The following is a 20,285-nucleotide window of genomic DNA, read 5'->3' on the forward strand; positions in this document are numbered from 1 at the left end:
ATCGGCTCGCTGGCTGCCGCTCCCCCTTTTCCGTACCCGTTGCCGCTCTCCTCTGCCTGCTCCCCGCCCGCGGTGGAAAAAACTTTCCGGCTAGCGCGCCATGACCCGGTTGCGGCCCGACTGCTTGGCAGCGTAGAGCCCATCGTCCGCACGCTTCAACAGGGTGGTGGGGGTGTCCTCGGGACAAAGTTGCGCGACTCCCAGGCTGATGGTCACCCTGAGTTCCCTGCTCCCTGTTGCGATGGCGAGCCGCTCGACGCTGCTCCGGAAGCGGTCGGCCAGCACGCAGGCGTTTTCCAGGGGGGTCTCGGGGAGGATGCAGCAGAATTCCTCGCCGCCGTAGCGTACCAGGCAGTCGGTCTTCCGGACGGTCGCCATCAGTTTTCCCGCTACACCGGCGAGCACCCGGTCCCCCGCCTCGTGGCCGTAGCGGTCGTTCACCTTCTTGAAAAAGTCGATATCGATCATGATGACGCTCAAGGCGCGGTTGTGGCGGGCGTGGCGCTTCACCTCGTCGGCGAGCCGGTGGTCGAGGTAGCGGCGGTTGTAGGCGCCGGTCAACTGGTCGCGGATGTTCAGTTCGCGAAGCCTAAGCTGCGAGATGACCCGCTCGGTCACGTCCTGCACGGTGATCAAGAGGTGCCCGATCTCCCCGTCCGGTTCGCGCAAAGGCGCGCTCGTGCAGTGCTGCTGCATGAGGTCGAACATCCCGTTGGGGGTGCCGACCACCTTGAACGGGAAGAGGTAGTGATGCAGGGATTGCGGAAAGACGGCGGGGGAGCCGAAGGTGAGTGACATGCGGGCCCCGCGGAGGAACTCGGGGGTGTTCAGCTTCGGGTAGGTCTCGAAGATCGAGCTCCCGGTAATGGCCTCCGCCGGTATGCCGCTGTGGAGAGCCATCCACCGGTTCCAGTAACAGACCCGGAACTCGGCGTCCACGACGACGACGCCGAGGTCGATGATTTCCAGGATCTGTGCCGGGAGTCCCTCCATGTCATCCCTCGTATTGGGAGAGGAACTCGGCCAGGGCCTCCTTCAGCCAGCCGATCGACTCCTGGCTGGTGACCAGGAAGAGGAATCCCTGGACCGACTCCTCCCGGAAGGCGAAATCGGTCTTCAGCACGATGGCCACCGCGTCGGGATCGCACAGGGTGGCGGGGATGGCCTTCCCCTGGGTTTTAGCCACCAGCTTGGCCGGCGAATAGCTCACCTGGTCCCCCAACAGTTCGGCGAGTTTCCCCACGCAGGCGCCGATCAGGATCCCCCCGGTGGTGAGCAGCGCGTCGTGTTCCACCTCTTCGCGCGCTTCCCCCTCGTACAGGGTCTCCTCGTCGCCAAATAGCGGCACCAGTTGCCCTCCCGCGTCGGCCGGAAAGACCAGGAAGGCGCTCCCCGCCATTTCCCCGTAGAACCTCTCCTCCACGATGCTGATCTCCGGTCCCGGCCCCACCATCTGTTCCAGGTAGACGGTGAGCTTCTCCCCCTTGAGGAGCTGCACGCAGGGAACGCTCAGGCTGACGAAGATGCTGATCACCTCCGCGAGCGAGGCGGCGGCGCGGCCGAAGGCGATGTTCATCATCTCCTGGAGGGTGTCCCGCTCGTCGGCCGACATGATCCGCTGCTGGCTTTCCTCGCTTAGAAAGAGGTCGAGTTCCGGCGCGTGGGCAATTGTCATCTCGCTGATGATTGCTTCGCTCATGCCGACTCCTCCACCCTGGCGAGCGCCTCCAGCACGCTCCCCTTGCTGGGGGGCTTGGCGAGGATCATGAAGGCGCCTTTCTCGGTCACCTCCTGGAGGCTCCTGTCCTGCACATCGGCCGTGCAGACGATGACGGTCGCCTCGGGGTCGAAGGCGCGGATCTCCGAGAGCGCGGTGAAACCGTCCATCACCGGCATGGTGAGGTCGAGGGTGACCAGGTCGGGACGGAGCTCCCGGTAGAGGTTGAGGGCCTGCAGGCCGTCACCCGCCTCGTGGAACTGGAACTCTCGCTCCTTGGGAAAACAGCTCTTCAGCATCTTCCTGGAGATGGGGGAATCGTCAACGATCAGGACGGTTTGCAGCTTCTTGGCCATTTTCGCTCTCCTCTGACGGATCGTGAGGTCGACGCCGAACGACGCCCCGGTTCCCGGTGGGGGCCGGAAACTGGATGAGGCGATGCTGCTGTTGTGATGCGGGTACGGGGAAAATGAGGAATACGTTAGAGGATTATAATATATTTTTCGGCGAGTGCTCGCGCTGGGCTAACCTCATCCCCCCCTCCCGGGAAACGGGAGGGGAGAGGTGCAGGTCACCGGCACTGCGTGGAGTGCTGCGGGTGGCAGGAACCGGGCAGGAAAGGGTGGTGCTACTCTTTCTTCTTGGTGCTTTCGCGGAAGAACATGATCAGGAACTCGGCGTCCTTGGGGGAGAGGTTGAACCTGAATATCGCTTCCTGGACCATGGGCGGGACCGGTTTGTCGGGGTACTCCTGGATGTTGCCGGAAACCCACTTGACCGCGCGTCTCAGTTCCTCACCTTCGGGAAGTATGCTCATCTGTTGCCCCCTCATGAAAATTTGGGGCAAGCATACCGCGAAGCGGCGGGAAAAGCAAAAAGGAATCCATCTTCCCTCGCCCCCTTGTTACCTTCTCCCCTCGCCCCCACTGGGGGAGAGGGCGGAACCTCCATATCCCCTCGCCCTCCGGGAGAGGGGCAGGGGTGAGGGAGGTTATAAAATCTACCCTCACCCGGCCTTCGGCCACCCTCTCCCGGGGGGCGAGGGGAGAAGGGATGCGGCCTTCGGCCACCCTCTCCCGGGGGGCGAGGGTATTGTGGGGGGGCTTCGGCCACCCCCCTGAAGGGGCGAGGGTAAAAGGTCAGATGAAGAGGTTGTTGTCGGCGTGCTCGGAGGCCTCCAGGTAGGCGGCCACGCCGCCGAACTGGACGCCCTCGATGAGCTCCTCGGCCTTGATCCCCATGAGGTCCATCGACATCTGGCAGGCCACCAGCTGGGCCCCTCCGCGGATGGCGAGCTGGATCATATCCTCCAGGGAGGGGACGTTCTTGTTTCTCATGATCCCGCGGATCAGCTTGCCGCCGATTCCCCCCATGCTCATGCGGGAGAGGGAGAGCTTCCGGCTGCCGCGCGGCATCATCATCCCGAAGGCCGCCTCGATCAGGTTCTTGCCGAGGCCGGGGCAGTTCTCCGGCTTTCGCAGGGCATTGATCCCCCAGAAGGTGAAGAACATGGTGACCTTGCGCCCCATGGAGAGGGCGCCGTTGGCGATGACGAAGGAGGCGATCACCTTGTCGAGATCCCCCGAGAATACGACGATGGTCTTGTCGTTCCCGCCTCTGCCGGTGGTGACCGCCACCTCGTGGTGATGTCCCTTCTCCACCAGCGCGGTGATGGTCCCCTTGCTCGCCTCGAGCCTCCTCACCTGGTTTCCGGTCGCCCGGGCCCAGGCCTGCACGTCGCTGTAGAAACCGGGATCGCTCGCACTGATCTCGATCACCCCGCCGGGGGCCACGAGGTCCATCTCCTGCTTGAGCCGCATGATCGGCCCCGGGCACTGCAGACCGCAGGCATCGACCCTGACCACGTTCCTGTTCTCTATCGGTAATTGAGGCATGATGCACTCCCTTTCGTTTTCCCCGGTGGCTTCCGAAGCCTTGGTGATGCTCTGGCGGGTGGTGGCGAGACAGTAGGTATCCCAGCCGCCGGAAAGGTTCAGACAGCCGGTGAACCCGTGCGCGGTAAGGATGCGGGCCGCCAGGTAACCGCGGAGCCCGACCTTGCAGAAGATGACGATGGTCTTGTCCCGGGGAAGCTCGCCGAGCCGGCCGCGCAGCTCGTTGAGCGGGATGTTTACCGCACCGGCGATGGTCCCCGCGGTAAGCTCCATCTCGTCACGCACGTCGAGAACGAAGTGGGTCGCCCGGTCGAGCGAGTCGATCCGGTCCCAGGTGATGACGCCGCACAGGCCGTCCAGCACGTTCTGGGCCACGAAGCCCGCCATGTTCACCGGGTCCTTGGCGGAAGAGTAGGGGGGCGCGTAGGCGTGCTCGATCTCGCAGAGGTCGTCGACGGTCATCCCGGCCTTGATGGCGGTGGCGATGACGTCGATCCTCTTGTCGACACCGCCGTAGCCCGCCACCTGGGCGCCCAGCACCTTGCGGCTCTCGGTGGAGAAGACGAGCTTCAGGGTGAGCGGCGTGGCTCCGGGATAGTAGCCGGCGTGGTCGTTGGGGTGGATGATGACCGAGGCGCAGGGGATCGCTTCGCCCTGGCAGAATTTCTCGGTGGCTCCGGTACCGCCGACGTCGAGATCGAAGACCTTGGCGATGGAGGTACCCATGGTGCCGCGGTAGGGAAGCCCGGCTCCGTTCATGTTGTCGGCCGCGATCCGTCCCTGCTTGTTGGCCGGACCGGCCAGCGGCACTGCCCAGCTCCTGCCGGTGAAAGGATTGGTCACCTCGATGGCGTCGCCGACCGCGAAGACGTCTGGCCGGCTGGTTCTCAACTGCTCGTCGACCAGGATGTGCCCGCGTTGGCCGAGCTCGATCCCCGAGCCGGCCAGAAAGGAGGTGTTGGGGGCGACGCCCACTGCGAGGAGCACCAGGTCGGCCTCCAGCACGGCTCCGCTCGTAAGCGTCGCCGTGACCCCGCCTTCCGGGTTGGGGGCGAACTCCCGCACCGCATCCTCCAGCAGGCAGGGGACCCCCTTCATCCTCAGCTCGCGGTGCACGAGGGCCGCCATCTCGAAGTCGAGGTTGACCATGACCTGGTCGGTCGCCTCCACCAGGGTGACGTCGATGCCGAGGGCATGCAGGTTCTCGACCATCTCCAGCCCGATGAATCCGCCCCCCACCACCAGGGCACGCGAAACCGATCTCCCCGACAGGAGCTCGTGGAGCCGGTCGGTATCGGGAATGGTCCAAAGGGTATGGATCTCGGGGAGGTCGCAGCCGGGGATGGGAGGCCTGACCGGAGAGCCGCCGGGGGCGAGGAGCAGTTTGTCGAAGGACTCCTCGCTCTCCTGGCCGGTAGCGGTTTGTCTCACCCGGACTTTCTTACCGTCGGCGTCCACCGCGATGACCTCGTGCCCGGTCCGGACGTCGACCCGGAAACGGGCATGGAACGACTGCGGGGTCTGCAGGAGAAGCTGGCTCCTTTCGGTTATGGTTCCCCCGAGGTAGTAGGGGAGCCCACAGTTTGCGTACGAGACGTAATCGCCCCGTTCGAACACGACGATGTCACTTTCTTCGTCGATTCTCCTCAAGCGGGCGGCGGCGGACATGCCTCCTGCCACTCCACCCACGATCAGGTATTTCTGGCCCATCATTTTCCTCTCGATGCCTGGAGAGCGCGGCTCTCCGTCTTGTATACGGTTCTGCGAAGCGCGGTACCATACCACTCCGATCCGACAATTTCAATATATCTATGCGGACATTTTTTGAGCATCTTGCCCACCGGCACGGCAGCTCCGACGGGGTGATCCAAGACCTGTCGCACTACCGTTCTTTTTCCTTTAATGGATCAAGCCCCATGAATCTGCAGAAAAACACTCAGTAATATTTAGTGTTACGGGAATGTTGTGGCTTGACAAGTGGCCGTTACGGCTGTAGTTTTAGTGCCGAATACTCTGAAATAAAATGCTGGTTGTATATTACTGCTTTTCGCTATGCCAACTACATGCCTAGTTGGTAGAGCACTGACCTTTAAAGCTCGTCTCTTTTACAATTGGGCCCGTTTGATGCGACTATTTCAGTTCGGCACAAAAACCGACAGTGAGCCTGCGTCTCCTCCTCAGACGAGTGCCGACCTTGCCGCGCTCATCACGGGCAATCTTTCCTATATCGAGAAACAGTGCCGGCGCGCCGTAATGGGACACGGCGAGGGCGACGTATCCCAGGAAAACGAGGTGGACGAGCTCCTCAACGAGGTGCTGGACCGCCTGAGGGGGGATGATTTCAAGGCCCTGCGGGAGTTCAAGGGGAAGGCGAAACTCACCACCTACATCACCACCATCATCTCCAACCTCATCGTGGACCTCGTCCGCTCCAAGAAGGGACGCAGCCGGGCCAAGGAACGCGCCCGGGAGATGGGCCCGGTGGCGGAACGGCTGTACGAGCTGGTCTACCAGGGAGGCTGTTCACTTCACGAAGCCTGTGCCCACCTGGAGCACACCCACGGGATCCGTGAACCGCTCGAATCCCTGCAGCCCATGCTGGACCGGATGCGGGGGAGGGAGAAGAACCTCACGCTGGTCGCCGATGGCGAGGCCGCCTGGATGGTCCCGGGGAGGGCGATGGTGGTAGACGAGGCGGTGGAGATCGTGGTCACGGACCCGAGAAAGACCGCGGAGGCCGCCATCATCTCCGGCCAGAAGGAATCGGCCGCCCGGGAGACGGTGGCGGGGCTGCTGGCCGATCTTTCCGGCGAAGACCGCCTCATCCTCAGGCTGCGTTTTCCCGACGACGAGGAGGTGGAGCCGAAGTCGGTCCGGGAGATCGCCCAGATCCTCGATCTCACCGAAAAGAGCGTGGATGCGCGGGTAAGAAGGATGCTCCTCCGTTTCAAGGAGACGCTCCTGTCCCGTGGGATCAAGGCCTCCGACCTCCTGGGGGAGTAGTTTTTTTAGCGACTGTCCGTCACAGGTGTCGTGAGAACAACTTTGTGACGGAAGGGTACCAATGAACAGAGACAACTCATCGCTAGCCAAGGTGATCGGCAAAGGTCTCGCAGAGGCGGGCTCCGCCGGTCCCTGTCCGGCCCTCGAAGAGATAGCAGCCCTGGTGGACGGGGCCGTTACCGGGGCCGAGCGTGATCTCCTCCTTGGCCACTTCGCCTCCTGCGACTCCTGCCGGGAGACCTTCGTCAGGTCCTGCGAGTTCGCGGGGGCAGGGCACGCCGGGGCGGGACGTAACCGCTACCTTCTTCCATCGGCGTTTGCCGCTGCGGCGGTAATGGTGCTGGCCCTCTCGGTGGCGCTGCACGCCCCCGGTGGCCCCCCCGCCGGTGCTCCGGCCGCCAAGGTGGCCGACGCGAGGGGAGGCAACCCTGCCGCCCCGGCTCCGGCCGTGGCTCCCGCTTCCCAGCCCGAACCCTCTCCCGCAGCGTCGTCCATTCCGCCCCGTCCGTCCGCCGCCGTCAGCCGGGGCGGGGTGACGGCTCCCTCCGCATCGGCCATTGCGGCCAGGTTGACCGGGAGCGGTGGTGCCGCCCAGTTGGCGGTTCTCACCTCGACCCAGGAGAAATCCTTCGGCTTCGCCTCCGCCGGCGATCCCAAGTCCGGTGCCTTCCGGGCCGGGCGGGTAGCGGTCGATCTCGAGGTCGCCCTGGCCGCCTTGGACGGCGACCGGGCCCAGGCTGCCGCCAACCGGTTGGCATCGGTGCTTCAGTCGGTGGCACCTAACGCCGATGTCAAAGCTATCGACGACCTGAACTCCCGGCTGGAGCGCGGGGATAAGGCCAACCAGTTCAGCGGTGCCAGCACCCGGTTCCTCGCGGTGATCCCCGCCGGGGAGCAGGGGTACGTACGGCTGGGCGAGTGGGCGGAGGGGGCGCGTCTGGCGGTAAAAACCGGCAATACCCGTTTCTTCGCCGGCGGGGTTCCCAAGGCGCTGACGGCGGCCTCGTTGCCGGATTGCCCGCGGGAAGCCACCAAGGCGCTCGCGGCGCTCGAGCGGGGGACCAAGGGGAAGGGCGTCGATCTCTCCTCGCTGGCCCCCCACGTCGACGATCTGATGCACGCCTTCTAGGATGCCGGGCTACGGGATGAACGCGAGGCGCGCGAGCGCCGGGAGTGACAGGAGGATGGCATGAGGTCGCTGACCAGGATAACGATGGCTGTCCTACTCTTGCTGCTACCGATGGCGGGCGCCGCCTTCGGTTCCGGTACCGTGGAGCTCCTTACCGCCCAGGAGGCGGCCCGGCCCGATTCCAGGGTGTACGGGATGGCGGAACGGCTGCCGGCCGATGGACCCGAGATCTGGGTTTCCGACCTCGAGGTTCCCGCCGCGGCGCCGACCTTCCCGTTGGTGGTCCGTTTCACCGAGAAGGGGGAGGTACCGGTCGACGCCGCCACGGTGAGGCTTGAATGCCTCAAAAACAATCCCATAGATCTCACCCCGCGCATCAGGCCGTACGCAGGGAAGCAGGGGATCAGCATTCAGAACGTCTCCCTTCCCCCCGGGATCTACCGCTTCCGGGTCGCCATCGGTGACGTGAAGGGACGTTTTTCGGAGAAGGAATTCACCGTCAAGGTTTCCGTCATCTTTTAGAGGTGATTTTACCCTCGCCCCCCCTGGGGAGGGTGGCCGAAGGCCGGGTGAGGGACGGGGGCCGAAACCGCCCCCTCACCCTGTCCCTCTCCCCCGATGGGGGCGAGGGGAGATGAATCAGGGGAGAGGGTGTCCGCAGTCGTGTGAGGGAGTTTTTCAGGAGGTGCCGTTGTCTCGATCGCATGGTATGGGTAGCTGGCTGGTCCTTGCCTCGTGGGTGCTCATAGCGCTCATGTTCGGGGAGACGCGCGTCCACGCCATGGAATCGCTGGCCGCCGATAACCCGAAGTACCTCCGCATCAAGGCGGTCTACGACTCGGTCGCCCGCGCCTTCGGTGAGGGGAGGATCCCCCCCCGTCTCATGGTCGTCCCGCTCGGCTCCCAGAACCATAACCTGGTTGCCTGGTCGGACCCCGGCACCGAGGGTGCCATCGGCCTGGAGGCCGACAGTGCCCCCATGCAGGAAGGGTACATCGCCATCGAGGAGCGCGCCTACGACGTCTTGGCCGGCCTCGGGGATTTCCGTGACGACGGCATCGCCTTCTTGCTCGGGCACGAGCTCACTCACTACTTCATGCGCCACGGCTGGGTCGGGGACTTCGGAAACTCCTTCGCCGCCCTCGATGTCGGCCGCAAGATGATCAAGGCCGCCAGCATCGAGGAGACCATCAAGAGGGAGACCGAGGCCGATTACTTCGGCGGCTTCTACGGCTACCTGGCCGGCTACGACACCCTCGGCATCGCCCCGCGGGCCCTCGATCTCATCTACGCCGGGTACGGCCTGGGCGAGCGCCTTCCCAACTATCCCTCCCGCAGCGATCGCAAGACCATCGCCGAGCATGCCGACTTTAACCTGAGGAAGATGGTGCCGGTCTTCGATGCCGCCACCAAGCTTCTCCTCCTCGAGCGCTACGCCGATTCCGCCCGCCTCTTCGAACAGCTCACCCATAACTTCCCCAGCCGGGAGATGTTCAACAATCTCGGCGTCGCCTACGCACTGCAGGCCTTGAGCCTCAATCCCCCGGGGCAGCGGCGGCTCGCCTATCCCTTCGAGATCGACGCCGAGACCCGGCTGAAAGGGAAGGGGCTGCGCGCCAAGGGAGCGCCGGACCAGTTCGCCGAGGAGCGCAGACGGCTGTTGAACCTGGCCGCCGATTCCTTCGAAAAGGCGATGCAGCGCGACCGTGCCTATGCCGCCGCCTGCGTCAACCTGGCTGCCGCCACCTCGCTCCTCGGGGACCATGACACCGCCGTCGTCCTCGCCAACAAGGGGATCGAACTCGGGCGAAAGGCCAACGAGATGGTGTCGGTCGGTAACGGCCTCGTGGTGCGCGGGATCGCCTACGCGGGGCTCGGTAACAGGGCGCGCGCCCTGGTCGACTTCGCCGGCGCGAGAAACCTGAACTCGTCGGTGGCAGCCGTCAACCTCGCCATCCTCCAGGAGGAGGGGACCAAGGCCGTCGCTGCCCCGGCCGAGGGAGAGGTGGCAGCGAACCTGGTCGAGCGGGTAGGGGGGCTCACCTGCCGCGACCCGTTCGCCAAGGACAAGGAAACCACCACCTTCTCGCTGCAGGGGCTCTCGGGAGCGCGCACCATCGCCGTCCATGCCCGCCAGTACGACCACTGGGAAGACGCCGTGATCGCGAGCGGTGCGAGGATGGAGCGCCTCTTGACCACCAGGAAGGGATACCAGGGGGAGACCGCCCGCGGGATCTCGGTGGGGAGCTCGCGGGGCGACGTGGTGGCGAAGTACGGCACGCCGAGCCGCGAGGTGACGGCACGGCAAGGGACCTACCTCCTTTACCGCAAAGGGGAGATCATCTTCTCCCTCGATCAGCGGGAGAAGGTCGCCGGGTGGACGGTGTTCGCCACGAGGTGATCACCCTGTGAGGCTGGCTTGTACAATCTACCCTCACCCGGCCTTCGGCCACCCTCTCCCCTGAAGGGGCGAGGGTATATTCAGGAGAGATTGTTGGAGAGGTTTTCGTTTCACGTGTCCGTCCAACCGGACGTGAGCTTCCAATTTCCAATGAATGGAAAGAGGTCTGCTTAACCAAAGGAGGTACCAAAATGATGAAAAGGTTAGTGGTGATGCTGTTGGTGTTGGCCGCGTCCCTGACGCTTTTGGCAGGTTGCACCGGTCCGCGCGTGCGCAGCATCTCTCCCGAGGACAACCCCGAGCATCATTATCTCAACGCCATGAACGCCCTGGAGGCCGGCAAACTCCCCGAGGCACAGGAGAAGCTGGAGCGGGCGCTGCAGCTGGATGACCGCTACTCCAAGGGGTACGCCGGGCTCGCCATCGTCTACGCCGAGCGCGCCAAGGGGGTGGCCGATCTAAAGATGAAGCAGGTCGAGGTCGACCGCGCCTACGACAACCTCGACAAGGCCAAGAAATACGCCAGGCAGCCGGACGAGCGTTTCGACTGCCTGGTGGCGCTGATCCGCGCCAACACCGCCATCAAGCCGCAGGGGTGGCTCGAGGAGGCCGAGGAGGCCTACAAGTCCTCCGCCGACCTCAAGGTTGACGAGCGCAAGCTCGTGTACTACCAGGGGACCGAGGCGCTCACCTACTACATGGCGGCCGCCTACCTCGAAGGGCTCGAGTTCCAGAAGGCGCGCGACCGTTTCGCCGACGTGCTGAACTCCCGCCGGGAAGGAAAGTGGCACGAGAAGGCGGACCTCGGGTGGAAGAAGACCGACCGGATCGTGCGGGCCATGGCGGGCATCACCGTGGGTGACGTCGGCAAGAAGATCGCCGTCAAGGACAGCATCACCCGCGCCGACCTGGCCGCCCTGCTGATCGACGAGATGAAGCTCGAGAAGCTCCTGGCCGGCCGCATCCCGGTCGCCTCCGAGCTCGCCAAGATGAAGCCCGAGTTCATCCCCGCCGACCTCGTCAACTCGCCCTTCAAGGACGAGGTGATCACCATGCTGAAATGGAGGGTCCGCGGCATGGAGCCGAAGTTCGACGAGAGCTCCCAGGCCTACCTCTTCAAGCCGTCCGACCCGGTCACCCGCGCCGAGATGGCCTTCATCCTCGAGGACGTGCTGATCAAGCTGACCGGCGACAACAAGCTCGCCACCGCCTACTTCGGGCAGGACCGCTCCCCCTTCCCGGACGTGAGGCCGACCGCCCCCTACTACAACGCGGTGATGAACATGACCACCCGCGGGATCATCGAGGGCGAGCTCTCCGGCGAGTTCCGTCCCGCCGACCCGGTGGACGGCGCCGAGGCGCTCTTGGCGATCAGGATGCTGAACCAGAAGAAGAACGTGTACTAGATTTCGATCACACCATCATATTCGGAGGGTAACCATGAAAAAAATGCTTCTCGGATGTCTGCTCGGCCTGGCACTGGCCGGCCACGCCTATGCCGATGACAACCTCAACGGCCAGATCGACGATACCTTCGTCAAGGCGAAGAGCTGGCTCAGCCAGCAGAACCTCTCCCTGACCGGGAGCCCGTCGGCCCGCGACGACAACGCGGCCTTCACCCAGGAAGCCATCCTCTTCTACGGCGAGGCGGTGGGCAATCCCGACGCCAGGACCGACGCGCAGCGCGAGCAGGGGGCCAAACGGGCCGCCGTGGTCGTCGCCCAGCGTGCGGTTGCCGAGTACCTGAACGGCTTCGCCCTGGTCGGCGATACCGTGGTGAAGGACGGCATGCTCCAGTACGACAGCGTCCGGAGCGCGGTCGCCGGCATCGTGAAAGGGGTCCAGGTGGTCGTGCAGGACTACTCGAGGGAGAAGGACACCGCCATCGCCATCCTGAAACTCGGCATGCACGGCCCGAGAGGTTTCGCCTCTTCCGTGTACGAAAAGCTCAACAAGGACCCGCAGCTCAAGAAGGCGGTCACCGAACTGGACGGCAAGCCGGCCCCGAAATACCGTCACAAGCCGGAGAAGCTTGACGAGAAGTACGACGGGCTGATCGTCGACGCCACCGAACAGGATTTCAAACCGGCCCTCATCAACCGCATCTTCAGCGCCAAGAAGGAGCTCCTCTACGATCCTTCCAAGGTGAGCCAGAAGGTCCTGGTGGAGCAGGGGTGCGGTGAGTACACCAACACGGTCGAGAAGGCCAAGGCCGCTCTCGAGGCCCGCGGGATCAAGAACCCGCTGGTGATCAAGGCGGTCGCCACCGTCACCTCGGCCGACCTCCAGGTTTCCGACCAGGATGCGGTGACCATCTTCTCGGCCAACCAGCAGACCAACTTCCTGGCCGGCGCCAAGGTCGCCTTCGTCCTTAAGTAGAGAAAGAGGGTTTCTGGATCCCAAGAGGAGATCAGGCTTCACATCCGGCCCGGTCTCCTCTTTTCCCGTTTCTAACGAGCCCGTTTTTCGGGCACGAGATCAATCGCCACGGAGAACACCATGCGTTACCTCTCGCTGTTACTTCTGCTGCTCGTCACCCTGCTGCCGGTAACCGCCGGCGCCGAATCCAACTGCCTGGACTCGGAAGGCGAGGCGGCCATCGTCAACGGGGACATCCCTTCCGCCAAGGCCGAGGCCATCAACCGCGCCAAATGGAACGCCATCGAGGAGGCGGTCGGAGTGGACGTCAAGGCTCAAAGCGTGGTGCAGAACCTTATGATGGTCGACGAGTCCATCAGCAAGCAGGTCAACGGGAGCGTGAAGAACTTCAAGATCCTTTCGGCCAAGCAGCAGGAAGACACCATGAAGGTCGCCATCAAGGCCTGCGTGGAGCCTGCCAAGGCCAAGGATGCGGTGGCGGGGCTCGCGCTCAACAACGCGGTCTCGGTCTTCGTGCTCGCCAAGGATCCCACCGGCAACGCTTCCGGTTACCAGGAAACGAACATCCTCTCCCAGACCCTGATCGACAAGCTGGTCGAGCGAGGCTTCACGGTCGCCGATGCCGCGGCTGCCCAGGCCTTGAACGACAAGGCGGTGGAAAGCGCCATCCGCGGGGGGAACCTCCTCGGCCTGCGGGGCCTCATGTACAAGTTCCTCACCAACGTGATGCTGGTCGGCAAGGTCGACTACACGGTCAGCACCAAGCGGGGTGAGGACATCGGCTACGGGCTTTCCATGCCGTTCAACAACGTCACCGCCCGCTTCACCTACCGCCTGATCAGCAAGGACTCCACCGGTCAACTGGTCATCCTGGCCGCCGGTTCGGAGCAGGGGAAGGGGCTCGCCGGTAACGTCGCGGACGCCGCCTCCGAAAGCCTGAAGGATGTGGCGGGCAAGGTCACCCCGTTGCTGGTCGAAAAAGTGGCGGCCCACCTGAAGGCCTCCACCCGCAAGGTGCTGGTCAAGGTCCAGGGGGTGAAGGAGCTGAGCGACAACTTCGCCGTCAAGGAGGTCCTGCAGGGGCTCTCCTGGGTGACCGCCGTCGACGAGCGGGGCTTGGGCGAGTTCACCGTCGGCTATCCCGAGAACAGCATCTATCTCGCCAACAGCATCAGGCAGAAGGAGAACTTCCGGCTGATCGGCTTCACCCCGGCGACGGTTACCGTCGAGTACCGTAAGTAGCATTTCAACCCGTTTCAGGAGGGATCATGAAAGCATGGAAGGTCGCGACCGCTGCGGCGCTGCTGCTTTTGCAGGGGGGGATACTCGGCTGCGTACCGGCCGCCACCGCCGCCCGGGTCGATCCGGCCGCCTTTATCACCGACCGCCAGGAGCGTCTGAACATCCCGGAAGTCTGCCGCCCCTCCTACGAGAGCGCCATCCCCAAGGTGGCGGTGGCGGAGATATCGAACTTCACCACCTTCGATTACGCGAAGACCGTCCAGGCGCAGGTGGCCGGCAACGTCCAGCAGGATTCGGCCGGCGCCGCGGCAGCCTCCTACGGGCGCCGCGGTGGGGGCGTGGTCTGGGGAACCAGCGAACGGACCCGTTTCCAGGCCGAGGCCACCACCATCCAGCGCGACATCAACGCGAACCTCTCCGAGAGCGTGGGGGACGGGATATCCGACGTCCTCTCCAACCTGGGAGGATTGAAACTCTACTCCAGGGCCGATCTGAAGAAGGTGCTCGACGAGCAGAAGCTCCAGCAGTCGGGCCTCGTCGAGGACAAGGACCTGGTCCAGCTCGGCAAGCTCACCGGCGTTCGGTACATGATGACCGGCTCGATCGACAACGTGAACCTCTCCTACCTGTCGCTGCAAAGGCTTAAGGACGCCTCCGGGCGAGACAATAACCTCCTCAACGCCCTGGTGAAGACCGCCATGGAGCAGACCGAGGGATGGCGGGTCGAGACCGAGGTGAACGTCCGCATGCTCGACGTCCAGACCGGGGAGATCGTGCTCTCCAAGAAGGCGGTCGGCAAGCAGATCGTCGGGAGGATGCCGTATCCCACCTACGACCAGTTGATCGGCTCGATCAAGAAGGCGGTCAGCGGCAGCCTCGTCGGGGTTCAGGCGGACTTCTCCAAGTTCTTCACCGTCAAGGGGTACGTGATCCAGACCAAGACGAGCCCCGAGGGGGGCGAGAAGATCGCGCTGGTGAGCCTCGGGCAGAACCAGAAGCTCCAGCCGGGCCACGCCCTCTATGCGTACGCGTTCGAGGAGATCATGGATCCGTTGACCGGCAAGACGGTCTGCGACCAGCAGAGGATACCGGTCGAGCTGGTGGTCTCCGACCAGATCCAGGGGGACCGCGCCTGGTGCTCGGTGAGAAGCGAGCCGCGCTATTTCGGCCTGCTTAGGCCCGGGCTTCTCGTGGAGCGGGCGCCGATCGGCGGCCCCGGTGGCGGGTACCGCGGTGGGAACTCCGGGGGCGGCTCCAGCGGCAGCTTCGGCACCTTCGGCGGCGGATTTTAATTTCCCCCGGAACAATTGGTAGAACGTAGGGTGGGCAGCCCTCTGCCCACCGTTCTCTTTCGGTCTCGCGTGGGCACGGGGTGCCCACCCTACGGGGCTATTCAGGTTTGGCGAGAATCACCCTCACCCGGCCTTCGGCCACCCTCTCCCGGAGGGAGAGGGGATGGGCATACAAGGGGCAGGTATCAACATCCCCTCGCCCTCCGGGAGAGGGGCGGGGGGGAGGGTGGGGCTTATCCGAAGTGAGGGGGGTACGGTGATCAAAGCGGTCCGAAGCATGGCGGTACTCATTTTCCTGCTCTTCCCGGCGCTGGCGCAGGCCAAGACGCTGGTGGTGGCCGGGCGGCTGTCCAGCGAGGTGACCGTCACCCAGATGATCACCTTCGGAGTCGACCAGAAGATATCCGAGCTCACCTACCGGTTCCCGCTTCCCGCACGGGTCGGGGTGCCGAGCCTCTCCCAGCGGATGATCGATCACCGCATCTCCTTCGATCCCGAACCGGACAGCGTCGCCGACGAAACCGACCAGTACGGGAACAGCTACAAGGTGGTGGTCTGGAAAAAGCTATCCGGGGACGCCCGGGCCACCATCGTCTTCACCACCGACATCGACGCCGTGCTCGATCCGCTCTCCACGAGGTCCGGCTTCCCTATGCGTGGGATCCCCGAGGAGGCCGCGTTCTATCTCAAGCCTTCCAAACTGGTGCAAAGCGCCGATCCGGAGATCGTCGCCAAGGCCGCCGAGCTGACCGCCGGGGCCACCACCGAGTCGGCCGCGGTGGAGGCGATCCTCAACTTCGTGGCGGACCAGATCCGTTACGAGACTCCGCCGAAATCCTACGATGCCCTCTTCGGGCTCCGTACCGGCACCGGCAACTGCCAGAACTTCGCCCATCTCTCCTGCGCCCTTTTGCGCGCCTCCGGGATCCCGGCCCGGGTGGCGGTCGGGCTCACCCTGAAGGACAAGTGGAAGATCCCGCTGGACGATCGCGGCTCGTCGCTCGTGCAGGGGATGGGGGAGGGGCTCCATGCCTGGGTCGAGATCTACTACCCGGGCCTGGGCTGGCTTCCCTACGACCCGCAGCAGTCCAAGCAGTTCACTTCCACCCGGCACATCAAGTACGCCCACGGCCCGGAAGCGGCAGGGATCGGGACCTCCTGGCGCTCCTCTCCGGTGCTTCCCCGCTACAGCGCGCTCATCTCCTCGAGCTTCAGCAAGGACGTGGTGGATCTGACCCTTAAGGGCTCCGGGAGCGACCCGCGCGGGTACATCACCAGTAACGAGATGATCGCCGCGGCCCCGGAGGTGATCCCGGTGCCCCCCCCGGTAACCGTTCACGAGCCGGTCCCGGTTCCCCGGCCCGAGCCGGTGCCCGAACCGAAAAAGGTAGTGAAGAAGCCGGAGCCGGTTCCGGAGCCGCCCCGGCACGTGGTGAAGCCGAGGAGACCGTTAGGACCGCCGCCGATCAAGCCGGACAGAAACGGGATGGTCGTCTTCGGCAATACCCGTTTCCCGACCAACCTGTCCTTCTACACGAACAGCGGCGATCACGGCGAGGCTTCGCTCGAGCGTGAAACCGCCGAGTACGTGACCTCCACCGGGGTCTACGCCCAGGCCTTCGTGCTGGACCGCCCCTTGCGGATCGAGAAGGTCTCCCTGGCGATGAAGAAGTTCGGAGGCGACGGGACCGTCTACCTCGACATCGTGGCTGACGACGGCGGGAAGCCGGGGCTGGTCAACGGGGTGCGCTCCAAGCCCGTCTACCTGGAAAACGTGAGGAAGACCCCCGGGTACGGCTGGCTCGACTTCACCATTCCGGCCGACAGCGATCCGTTCCCGCCGGGAAAATACTGGATGGTGCTCCGCCGCTCCGGGGAGGCGATCATGAACTGGTACTACACCCCCGGCAAACCGTACGGCGGCCCCGACGACACCCGTTCCACCGTACGGGGCTGGCAGTGGGAAGACATCCTGACCTACGACTTCGTCTTCAAAGTCGCCGGCCGGGTAGTCCGCCAGTAACCGATAGTTATACCTTCGCCCCTTAAACCGCCCCCTCACCCTGGCCCTCTCCCCCGATGGGGGCGAGGGAAGATTGGATAGGGGAGAGGGTGGCCGAAGGCCGGGTGATGGTAGAAGGCTTGGTGGTAAGGGCGAGAACTTTGATACTTTGATGTGCCTGCAATGACCGGAGGACCCTGTGATCAAGCGGATGATCGTTGGAATCTTGCTGCTGGCTCCCGTGATCTCGGAAGCTCGGACCCTTGTCGTTTCCGGCCGTCTCTCCAGCGAGGTCACCCTCACCCAGCAGATCGTTTTCGGCATCGACACCGACCTCTCTGAACTCGTCTATCGTTTCCCGGTTCCGGCCAAGGTCCAGACCGCCAGTGTGGCGCAGCGGGTCGGCACGCTCCAGGCGAAATTCGAACCCCAGCCCGAGTCGGTAAAAGAGGAGGACGACACCTTCGGCAACCACTTCAAGGTGGTCACCTGGCGCAACGTCGGGCATGACTGCCGCGCCACCATCGTCTTCAAAACTGCCATCGACGCCGTCCTCGATCCCTTGAGCTCGAAAGCACCTTTTCCTCTTCAGCAGGTAAGCGAGGAGGCCCGTCTCTACCTGAAGCCGACCAGGCTGGTGGAAAGCGGCAGCGGCGAAATCGTTTCCAAGGCCTCCCGGCTGACGGAGGGGATAACCACCGAATCGGGTGCGGTCGACTCCCTTCTCAACTTCGTGGCCAACAACACCCGCTATCTCCCGCAGCCCAAATCCTTCGATGCCCTCTACGCCCTCTCGACCGGGAACGGCAATTGCCAGAATTACGCCCATCTCTCCTGCGCACTCCTGCGTGCGGCGGGGATTCCTTCCCGCGTCGTGGTCGGCTACACCCTCAAGAACAAGTGGAAGATTCCGCTCGATGGCCGCGGATCATCGCTCGTGCAGGCCATGGGGGAGGGGCTCCATTCCTGGATCGAGGTCTACTATCCGGATCTAGGCTGGCTTCCCTATGATCCGCTGCAGTCCAAGCTTTTCACCTCGAGCCGCCACATAAAGTACGCCCATGGCCTGGATGCCTCCGGAATCGGTGCGGCCTGGCATTCCTCTCCGGTGCTACCCCGTTACCAGTCCGCCATCACCAGTAAGATGGAGAAAGATCTTGTCCAACTCAGCCTGAAAGGGGAGGGGACCGAGCCGCGCGGATACCTGGCGAGTAGTGAGATTGTCGGCGTCAGCGATGCCGGAGGTCCCGCCCGGACCATGACCGCCGAGGTACGTGCCGAGGGCGCAGCTGAACCCCAGGCGGAGATCGTTCAGAAGAGCCCTGCCGCCGCACCGCAACCTCACTCCGTGCAGCCGACTCCGCAGCAACCCGCCGCCCAACCGGCGATACCGACTCCGGCTCCGGTACAGGCCTCCCCGCAACCGGTAGCGACGCTGCCCGTACCGGCGCAGCCAGTTGCACCGCTGCCCGTACCGCAGCCGGTCGCACCTCAGCCGGTCGTACCGCAGCCGGTCGCACCGCAGCAATTGACGACCCCGGCACCGGCACCGGAAAAAACCAGGGCCCTTACCGCAACGCTGCCGCCGGCGGGTAAAGACGGTGTGGTCGTATTCGGCAACATAGCCTTGCCGCAGCAGGCAAGCACCTTCGTCGAAACCGAGACCGGCGGAGAGGCGGCCTTCTCCCAGGAAACCGCCGAATACGTTACCTCTTCCGTGGGTGTGTATGCGCAAGCCTTCAAGATCGACCGCCCGATCAAGGTCGAGAAGGTTTCCCTGGCGATGAAGAGGTTCGGGGGCGACGGCAGCGTTTACGTGGACATCCTGGCGGATGACCAGGGAAAGCCTGCCCACGCCAAGGGAGTGCGCTCCCATCCGCTTTTCCTCGACAAAGTAGGCAAGCAGCCAGGCTACCAGTGGGTCGATTTCTCGCTGCCGGCCGAGAGCGGGCCTTTGAAACCCGGCAAGTACTGGATTGTCGTCCGCCGTTCCGGCGAGGCGGTCGTGAACTGGTACTACTCCCTCGGCAAGCCCTACGGCGGCCCGGACGACACCCGTTCAACCGCCCAGGGATGGCAGTGGGAAGACATCCTCACCTACGACTTCGTTTTCAAGATCTCCGCCAAGGAGGTCGCTAAGTAGATGTCCTGTAACCTGCCCCTCTGGGGATACAGGCCCTAAAAGTTATACCCTCGCCCCTTTAGGGGAGAGGGTGGCCGAAGGCCGGGTGAGGGTGGTTTTAAGGAGTTGCAGGAGGCCGCAATGAGATACCTGAGATGGCTGTTACTATTCCTCCTTCTGGCGGCCCCGGCCTGGGCGGTCCAGCTCCGTCAAGGCCCGCCGTACGGAGAGATCAGCCGCTGGCTTCAGTCGCGCCAACTCGTGCTGGCCGGCTATAACGGGGTAACCAACGCCGACCTCATTGCGTTCTTCCGCGGCAAGTCTGCCTGGTACGGAGAGGCCGCCGGCAATCCGGCATTCACCTCGGCCGGACAGCGCCGGGTGACCACCGAGCGCGCCGCCGAGGTCATGGGGTACCGGAGCGTGGCTGAATTCCTCTCCGAGATCCCCTTCGCCGGCAACGCCCGCCTGGGCGACATCGCCAAGGAGAACGAGGCGGCTCGCAGATGCCTCAACCGGTTGCTGCCCATGGTACGCCCGGTGACCTTCGCCTACTCTCCCGAGACCGACATCGGGGTGGCGGTCCTGCACGGCGAACTCGCAGGAGACGACGGGATGCTGGCCGAGGTTTACCAGACGGTGGCCGGGAGCCCGAAACTGAAAAGGATGGTGGAGGGGGATCTTCCCTACCGGCCTTCCGCGCCGATAGGCGGCTCATCCTACGATGGCGTCATCGTCGACGTCAGCGCCTTCCACGTCCAACCGGCGCTCTTCAACCGGCTGTTCACATCCGCCGGCGAGACGGTCTACACTCCCCTCTCCCTGTCGCCCGAGCGCTACGCTCAAACGGGGGGCGTGCTGGCGACGAGCCAGGGGCAGGCGAGGAGTCTTCTCGCGAAGCGCGGGGTCCGGAATCCGCTCATCGTGAAGGGACTCGCTGGCTCCCGCGGCGCCGATGTCAGGATAGGTGATGCCGATGCCGCGGCTGTTGTGGCGGCTGATCGAGCTTTCCATATTTTTGCGGAGGGGAGGGTTGCCTTCGTTTTTGACGGGAGATGATAGAACCCCATCCTCACCCCTGCTTCCACTTGAAGGGGAGGGGC

At 64.1% G+C, this 20,285-nt stretch carries 16 protein-coding genes; 11 read left to right on the forward strand and 5 right to left on the reverse strand.

Annotated elements, in window-relative coordinates:
* Positions 1–90: 90 nt before the first annotated feature.
* From ACYVL5_RS13165 to ACYVL5_RS13185, 5 genes are all read right to left on the reverse strand, one after another.
* A complete protein-coding gene (locus ACYVL5_RS13165) occupies positions 91–993 on the reverse strand; it encodes a sensor domain-containing diguanylate cyclase (RefSeq protein WP_460596033.1) in 903 nt (300 codons plus the stop codon).
* Position 994: 1 nt separating this feature from the next.
* Positions 995–1,699, reverse strand: a complete 705-nt coding sequence (locus tag ACYVL5_RS13170) for a hypothetical protein (RefSeq protein ID WP_460596034.1) — start codon at positions 1,697–1,699, stop codon at positions 995–997.
* Positions 1,696–2,073, reverse strand: coding sequence for a response regulator (locus ACYVL5_RS13175; RefSeq protein WP_460596035.1), 378 nt, complete (start codon positions 2,071–2,073; stop codon positions 1,696–1,698). Before ACYVL5_RS13175 ends, ACYVL5_RS13170 begins: the two co-directional genes overlap by 4 nt.
* 272 nt (positions 2,074–2,345) lie before the next feature.
* Positions 2,346–2,534 (reverse strand): hypothetical protein, encoded by a 189-nt coding sequence (locus ACYVL5_RS13180; RefSeq protein ID WP_460596036.1) that lies wholly within the window; start codon positions 2,532–2,534, stop codon positions 2,346–2,348.
* Positions 2,535–2,856: 322 nt separating this feature from the next.
* The gene (locus ACYVL5_RS13185; protein WP_460596037.1) at positions 2,857–5,325 is read right to left on the reverse strand and encodes an FAD-dependent oxidoreductase; all 2,469 of its coding nucleotides are present in this window, start codon (positions 5,323–5,325) and stop codon (positions 2,857–2,859) included.
* A gap of 411 nt (positions 5,326–5,736) precedes the next feature.
* Here ACYVL5_RS13185 and ACYVL5_RS13190 point away from each other — a divergent pair, with 411 nt between their 5' ends.
* The 11 genes from ACYVL5_RS13190 (at position 5,737) to ACYVL5_RS13240 (ending at position 20,241) form a co-directional block, all read left to right on the forward strand.
* Positions 5,737–6,615, forward strand: a complete 879-nt coding sequence (locus ACYVL5_RS13190) for an RNA polymerase sigma factor (protein ID WP_460596038.1) — start codon at positions 5,737–5,739, stop codon at positions 6,613–6,615.
* Positions 6,616–6,676: 61 nt separating this feature from the next.
* A complete protein-coding gene (locus ACYVL5_RS13195; RefSeq protein WP_460596039.1) occupies positions 6,677–7,744 on the forward strand; it encodes a zf-HC2 domain-containing protein in 1,068 nt (355 codons plus the stop codon).
* A 60-nt stretch (positions 7,745–7,804) separates the two neighbouring features.
* Positions 7,805–8,266 (forward strand): hypothetical protein, encoded by a 462-nt coding sequence (locus tag ACYVL5_RS13200; RefSeq protein WP_460596040.1) that lies wholly within the window; start codon positions 7,805–7,807, stop codon positions 8,264–8,266.
* 169 nt (positions 8,267–8,435) lie between these two features.
* Complete coding sequence (locus ACYVL5_RS13205) at positions 8,436–10,145, forward strand: M48 family metalloprotease (protein WP_460596041.1); 1,710 nt, start codon at positions 8,436–8,438, stop codon at positions 10,143–10,145.
* Positions 10,146–10,336: 191 nt separating this feature from the next.
* Positions 10,337–11,551 carry an S-layer homology domain-containing protein gene (locus ACYVL5_RS13210; protein ID WP_460596042.1) on the forward strand — a complete coding sequence of 405 codons (1,215 nt, stop codon included), beginning with the start codon at positions 10,337–10,339 and terminating at the stop codon, positions 11,549–11,551.
* Positions 11,552–11,585: 34 nt separating this feature from the next.
* Positions 11,586–12,524, forward strand: coding sequence for a hypothetical protein (locus ACYVL5_RS13215; protein WP_460596043.1), 939 nt, complete (start codon positions 11,586–11,588; stop codon positions 12,522–12,524).
* A 120-nt stretch (positions 12,525–12,644) separates the two neighbouring features.
* Positions 12,645–13,766, forward strand: coding sequence for a flagellar assembly protein T N-terminal domain-containing protein (locus tag ACYVL5_RS13220; protein WP_460596044.1), 1,122 nt, complete (start codon positions 12,645–12,647; stop codon positions 13,764–13,766).
* A 26-nt stretch (positions 13,767–13,792) separates the two neighbouring features.
* Entirely contained in the window at positions 13,793–15,058 is a 1,266-nt protein-coding gene (locus ACYVL5_RS13225; protein WP_460596045.1) for a CsgG/HfaB family protein, read from the forward strand.
* Positions 15,059–15,314: 256 nt separating this feature from the next.
* The gene (locus tag ACYVL5_RS13230; RefSeq protein ID WP_460596046.1) at positions 15,315–17,081 is read left to right on the forward strand and encodes a transglutaminase domain-containing protein; all 1,767 of its coding nucleotides are present in this window, start codon (positions 15,315–15,317) and stop codon (positions 17,079–17,081) included.
* Positions 17,082–17,259: 178 nt separating this feature from the next.
* Positions 17,260–19,203, forward strand: coding sequence for a transglutaminase-like domain-containing protein (locus ACYVL5_RS13235; RefSeq protein ID WP_460596047.1), 1,944 nt, complete (start codon positions 17,260–17,262; stop codon positions 19,201–19,203).
* Between the two features lie 120 nt (positions 19,204–19,323).
* Positions 19,324–20,241, forward strand: a complete 918-nt coding sequence (locus tag ACYVL5_RS13240) for a hypothetical protein (RefSeq protein WP_460596048.1) — start codon at positions 19,324–19,326, stop codon at positions 20,239–20,241.
* Positions 20,242–20,285: the final 44 nt, after the last annotated feature.

The sequence above is a fragment of the Geomonas sp. Red276 genome (genome assembly GCF_054784495.1).